A 5,610-nucleotide genomic window follows, 5' to 3' on the forward strand; every position below is an offset into this window, starting at 1 on the left:
TGCTGCGCACCCGTGACGCCGTCTCCCCCGGGGTCTCCCAGGGCGAGGTGATCACCTCGATGATCGTCTTCACCGTCCTCTACGCCGTGCTCGCCTATCTGGGCTCGCTCGCCGCGCTGTTCCTGTCCGCGTTCTGGACCACCGACTCCTTCACCTCCGAGGTGGTCCGGGTCTGGTCGGCGCAGAACTTCCAGGACCTCGTCACTTCGCCCGTCTACCGGACGGTCGCCCTGCGCACGGTGGGCGTGGCCCTCACCGTGACCGTGCTGTGCGCGATCATCGCCTTCCCGCTCGCCTTCTACACCGCCCGGGTGGCGAGCCCGCGCCGCAGGCCGCTGCTGGTCGTCGCGATCCTCACCCCGCTGTGGGCGAGCTACCTGGTCAAGGTGTACGCGTGGCGGCTGATCCTGTCCGAGGGCGGGCCACTGGACTGGGTGCTGAAGCCGCTGGGGCTGCACGGGCCGGGGTACGGGCTGACCGCCACCGTCCTGGTCCTCACCTACCTCTGGCTGCCGTACATGATCCTCCCGGTGCACACCGCGCTCGAACAGCTCCCGGACAGCCTGCTGAACGCCTCCGCCGACCTCGGCGCACGCGCCGGGCGGACCTTCGTCTCAGTGGTGCTGCCCATGGTGTGGCCGGCGATCGCGGCCGGGTCCGTCTTCACCTTCTCGCTCAGCCTCGGCGACTACATCACCGTGCAGATCGTCGGCGGCAAGACCCAGCTCATCGGCAACCTCGTCTACTCCAACGTCACCCTCAACCTGCCGATGGCCGCCGCGCTCGGCACCGTCCCGGTGGCCGTCATCGTCCTCTACCTGCTCGCGGTGCGGCGCACCGGAGCGCTGCGCAGCCTGTGACCCGTCGACCCCGTCGGACCCGTCGGACCCGTCCGCGGAAGGACTTCCCCCGATGAACCTCTCCCGTCCCGCGCGGATCGCGCTGCGCACCGCGGCCGCGCTCGGCTTCGCCGTCATCTATCTGCCGCTGCTGCTCGTGCTCCTCGGCTCGCTCAACCCGGACCGCTCGGCGAGCTGGCCGCCGCCCGGGCTCACGCTGAAGTGGTGGTCGGCTGCCTGGGCCAACGAGGGGGCGCGCGAGGCGCTGTGGACCTCGGTGCGGGCGGGTCTCGCGGCGACGGCGGTGGCGCTCGTGCTCGGCACGCTGATCGCCTTCGCCGTGCAGCGGCACCGCTTCTTCGGGCGCGAGGCCGTGTCGTTCGCCGTCGTGCTGCCGATCGCGCTGCCCGGCATCGTCACCGGCATCGCCCTCAACTCGGCCTTCGGCACGGTCCTGAAGCCGCTGGGCGTGGGCCTCGGGCTCTTCACGGTGATCGTCGGGCACGCCACCTTCTGCATCGTGGTGGTCTTCAACAACGTGGTCGCGCGGCTGCGCCGGCTGCCCGGTTCGTACGAGGAGGCGGCCATGGACCTGGGCGCGCACACCTTCCGTACCTTCTGGGACGCCACCTTCCCGCTGCTGCGCTCGGCGCTGCTCGCGGGCGGACTGCTCGCCTTCGCCCTCTCCTTCGACGAGGTCGTGGTGACGACCTTCACGGCCGGTCCCGGGGTGCAGACCCTGCCGCTGTGGATCTTCGACAACATGACCCGGCCTCAGCAGGCGCCAGTGGTGAACGTGGTGGCCGCGCTGCTCGTGCTGCTGTCCGTGCTTCCGATCTACGCGGCACAGCGGCTGTCCTCGGACACGGCGGGCGGCGGCCGGGTCTGACGCTCCTCGGGCGAGGGCTCGCTCTACTTTGCCGGCTAGCCCTTGTCCCATTCGAGGGTGACGCGGAGGTTGGCGGAAGCGCTGCCCTGGACGACGAGGGCGGTGAGCCTGCCGGCCTGCAGGCCGAGTTGGCAGCCGAACTCCACGGTGGCCCGGTCCGGCGCGGCGCGGTGCAGGGCGTCGCCGATCTGCTGGGCGAAGGAGGACAGCGCGGCGGTGACACCGGAGAGGTCGGGGAGGTGGTCCTCGAACCGTCCCTCCAGGTCACCGGTCTCACCGGTCCCGTCCGCGGCCGAACCGTCTCCTCCCGGACCGCCTCCTCCCGGACCGCCCTCTCCCGGGCCACTTTCTCCCGGACCGCCCCCTCCCGGACCGGCTTCCGCACGCCCGATCGGCGCGGCCTCCACGTACAGCATGCCGCCGTCGGCGAGTTCGACCGCGGTGATCTCCGTCATCGTCGCTCCTGTTCGTCCGTGCCGTCAGAGGGCGGGGCGCAGGCCGCCGTCGGGGCCGGCCGCCGCGTCGGCGGCGGGGCCGAAGGCGCTGCCCCGGAGCCAGGCGGGCCAGCTCAGGTTCCAGTCGCCGTAGCCGTTGTCGAACGGCGTCATCTCCTCGCCGAAGCCGTGGACGACCCGGACGGGGTCGCCCTCGCGGAGCGTGCCGAAGAGCCAGGCGGCGTCCTCGGTGCTCATGCCGGTGCAGCCGTGGCTGACGTTCTCGACACCCTGCGCGTCGAGCGACCAGGGGGCGGCGTGCAGGTACTCGCCGCTCCATGTCACCCGGGTGGCCCAGCGGACCTTGAGGTCGTAGAAGTCGCTGCTGCCGCGCTCGATGCCGATGGAGTCGCCCCGCATCCGGACGGTGGCCTCCTTGCCGAGGACGACCTTCACGCCGCCGCGGGTGCGGTAGCCCTCCTTGCCCGTGGTGACGGGGATGCTGCGGATCTCCTGGCCGTCGCGCAGCACGGTGAGGGTGTGCGCGGCGACGTCGGTGACGGCCTCGATCCGGTCGCCGATGGTGAGGGTGAGCGGCGCCGAGGGACCGCCGTAGAGCCGCCCGATGACGGGGACGCCGTCGAGGGCACTGGTGACGCGGACGGTGGCGTGGGCGGGCCAGTAGGCGCGCGGGCGGTAGTGGAGGGTGGTGGGCGAGACCCAGTACCAGGAGCCTTCGACGTACGGCTCGGAGCTGACGTGCAGCGCGCGCTCGACCGTGCGGCGGGCCACGGGATCGGTGGCCGGGACGGGGTGGCTCAGTTCGGCGGTGACGGGCTGGCCGACTCCGTACGTGCCGCCGCCGGGGCCGAGTTCGGCGGTGAGCCGCTCGCCCTCGGGTGCGGCCGGGACCCGCAGGTCGAGCCGGGCGTGCCGGCGCTGCGGCCGGCCGTCGTCGCCTTCCACGGTGAGGCGGGCGGTGTAGCGGGTGCCGGCGGCGAGCGGCGCGATGCTGGTCCAGCGGGTGCCGTCGGCGCTGACCGTACCGGCGATCCGGCGCCCCTGGTGGTCGGTGACGGTGACGTCGGCGAGCCGGCCGGTGGTGCGCAGGGCGAGGTCGAGGGGGCCGCCGGAGGCGCGGCTGCCGAGGGCGTCCAGGGTGAGCGTCCGGCCGTCGAGGACGGCGATGCGGCGGGGCGTGGCGCACATCCGGCCGTCGGCCGGGCAGCTGCCGAGGGAGACGACCACGGCGCCGGCGGGCGCGGTGTGCGCGCGGGCGGCCGGGGGCTGGGCGGCGTTGAGGGCGAGGACGGCGCCTGCGGCGAGGGACAGGGCACCCAGGCCCGTGAGGTTCCTGCCACGCGTGTGTGACGCCATGTCGGACACCGCCTCTTCGTCGCCGGCCGGACCTGGTCTGACCGGTGCATCAAAGCGGATCGGGGGACGAAAAGATGATCAACCGACCGGGCGTGGCGTGCGAGAGCCCCGTGAGACGACTCGAAAGCACCAATGCGGGCGGCGTCACCGAGGCCCGCGGGGAGCGGCTTCAGCGGGGCACGTCGGGCAGTTCCTCGCCGGTCTCCAGGAGCGTCTTGAGGCTGGAGACGATCGCCGGCCAGCCCTCGCTGACGAGCGCGCGGATGGTGCCGTCGGACTTCAGGTCGTCGTGGACGACGGTGAGCTTGACCATGTCGCCGGCCGGCTCGATCTCGTACGTCACCTTGGAACGCCCCTCTTCGACGAGGCGGGCGTAGATGTCCTCGCCGACTCCGACCGCCTGGGCCCACTCGGGGGTGAAGGTGTGCCAGGCGTACGAGAGGCGCCGGCCCGGATCGGCGGCGAGGACGACCTGCGCGGGGTCGGAGGTGGTCCGTCCGCCCTCCTCCCAGACCATGGGCGAACCGGGGATCCAGTCCGTCTCGAAGGCCACGCCCCAGTAGCGCCGGGTGAAGGCCGGATCGGTGAGGGCCTTCCACAGCTCGTCGGGGGTGGTGCGGATGTACGTCGTGTAGACGAACGCGCTGTCGCTGGTGTCCATGGTGTCTGTCTCGGTCTCGGTGGTTGCGGCCTCGGTGGTTGCGGCCTCGGTGGTGTCGGCCTCGGCGGTTGCGGCCTCGGTGGTGTCGGCCTCGATGGTTGCGGCCTCGGGGTCTCGCTGCTGAGCTCACGGTCGCAGGGCCGCGGCCACGAGCCCCTCGATCTCCTCCCTGGTGTCCCTGGTGTCGCTGGTGTCCCTCGCGTCCGTCGCATTCCTCGTACCGGCCCGGCCTTCCGTGGCGGCCTCTCCGGCGACCACCCGGTCCAGGACCAGTCCGTCCACGCAGGCGAGCAGGGTCAGGGTGCGCGCCTCGGGGTCCGCGACGCCCCGGGCCGCCAGAAAGTCCCGGACGGCCTGGCGGCCCGGGTTCTCCCTCGGCACCAGGATGTCGCGCAGCTCGGGGTCTCGCACGCTCTCCAGGACGCAGGCGTAGCGGGCGAGTGAGCGGCGCCGCCCCTCGCCGCCGGTGCGGGCGGCGACCAGCGCGGCCAGGCCCCGCACCAGCTCGGCCTCCGTCCGCAGTACGGGGGTGTGCTCGGCGGCGGTGCGCAGCTCGGCCTGGTCGAGCTCGACGAGCCGGCGGACGAGCGCGGTGAGCAGGGCCGAACGGGTGCGGAAGTACGCGGACGTCGTCCCCGCGGGCAGCCCCGCGGCGGCGTCGACGGCCCGGTGGGTGAGACCCCGCATGCCGGCGTCGGCGAGGACGCCGAGCGCGGCGTCGGCCAGCAGGGTGCGGCGGGAGCCGGGCGCGGGCGAGGTCTCTGGCGGCGTCATCACCCCCTCTTTCTACACCTGTAGAGAGCAGGGTCTATTCTTCTCACGCCTTCTACAGATGTAGAAGGCGGGCAGTCAGCGGACGGATGAGAAGCGATGAGGAGCACGGACATGGGACAGACCGCCGTCGTCGTAGGCGCCGGGATCGGCGGGCTCGCCGCCGCCGTCGGACTGCGGAGGATCGGCTGGGAGGTGACGGTCGTCGACCGCGCGCCGGTCCTCGCGGACGCCGGGGCCGGCATCTCGCTCGCCGCCAACGGGATCCGGGCCCTCGACGCCCTGGGCATCGGCGCGGCCGTACGGGCCGCCGGACGCGGCCAGTACACCGGCGGCACCCGCACCCCGAGCGGCTCCTGGCTGGCCCGCATGGACGGCGCGGCTCTCGAACGGGCCCTCGGCTCCCCCATCGTGGGCATCCCGCGCGCCGAGCTGCACCGGCTGCTGCGCGACGCGCTCACCCCCGGGACGCTGCGCACGGGCGTGACCGCCACGGTGGCGCCGGCACAGGCGGACGGTCGGCGGGCGCGGGTGGAGTTCGAGCCGGTGGCCGAGTCGACGGGCGGCGGCGCGGGCGGGTCGACCGGCGGCGAGTCGGCGGGCGGCGGCGCGGGCCGGTCGGTGGGCGGCGCTTCGAGC

The 5,610-nt window shown here is 73.4% G+C and carries 7 protein-coding genes; 3 read left to right on the forward strand and 4 right to left on the reverse strand.

Going from position 1 to position 5,610, the window contains the following annotated elements; translation table 11 throughout:
- The first annotated feature begins 59 nt into the window (after positions 1 to 59).
- Together ACWEJX_RS37195 and ACWEJX_RS37200 are read left to right on the forward strand one after the other, a co-directional pair.
- Positions 60 to 860: an ABC transporter permease gene (locus ACWEJX_RS37195; RefSeq protein WP_451611838.1), complete on the forward strand. Its 801-nt coding sequence runs from the start codon at positions 60 to 62 to the stop codon at positions 858 to 860.
- A gap of 52 nt (positions 861 to 912) precedes the next feature.
- Positions 913 to 1,728 carry an ABC transporter permease gene (locus tag ACWEJX_RS37200; protein ID WP_451611832.1) on the forward strand — a complete coding sequence of 272 codons (816 nt, stop codon included), beginning with the start codon at positions 913 to 915 and terminating at the stop codon, positions 1,726 to 1,728.
- A gap of 35 nt (positions 1,729 to 1,763) precedes the next feature.
- Here the strand turns inward: ACWEJX_RS37200 and ACWEJX_RS37205 are convergent, their stop codons facing one another.
- From ACWEJX_RS37205 to ACWEJX_RS37220, 4 genes are all read right to left on the reverse strand, one after another.
- Complete coding sequence (locus ACWEJX_RS37205) at positions 1,764 to 2,183, reverse strand: CU044_2847 family protein (protein WP_451611833.1); 420 nt, start codon at positions 2,181 to 2,183, stop codon at positions 1,764 to 1,766.
- A 24-nt stretch (positions 2,184 to 2,207) separates the two neighbouring features.
- Positions 2,208 to 3,539 carry an Ig-like domain-containing protein gene (locus tag ACWEJX_RS37210; RefSeq protein ID WP_451611834.1) on the reverse strand — a complete coding sequence of 444 codons (1,332 nt, stop codon included), beginning with the start codon at positions 3,537 to 3,539 and terminating at the stop codon, positions 2,208 to 2,210.
- 169 nt (positions 3,540 to 3,708) lie between these two features.
- A complete protein-coding gene (locus ACWEJX_RS37215; protein WP_451611835.1) occupies positions 3,709 to 4,200 on the reverse strand; it encodes an SRPBCC family protein in 492 nt (163 codons plus the stop codon).
- Between the two features lie 126 nt (positions 4,201 to 4,326).
- The gene (locus tag ACWEJX_RS37220; RefSeq protein ID WP_451611836.1) at positions 4,327 to 4,974 is read right to left on the reverse strand and encodes a TetR/AcrR family transcriptional regulator; all 648 of its coding nucleotides are present in this window, start codon (positions 4,972 to 4,974) and stop codon (positions 4,327 to 4,329) included.
- 111 nt (positions 4,975 to 5,085) lie between these two features.
- Between ACWEJX_RS37220 and ACWEJX_RS37225 the strand changes: the two genes are divergently transcribed.
- Positions 5,086 to 5,610, forward strand: a 525-nt coding sequence (locus ACWEJX_RS37225; protein ID WP_451611837.1) for an FAD-dependent monooxygenase, incomplete at its 3' end; no start/stop codon positions are given.

Source organism: Streptomyces sp. NPDC004788 (assembly GCF_053601115.1).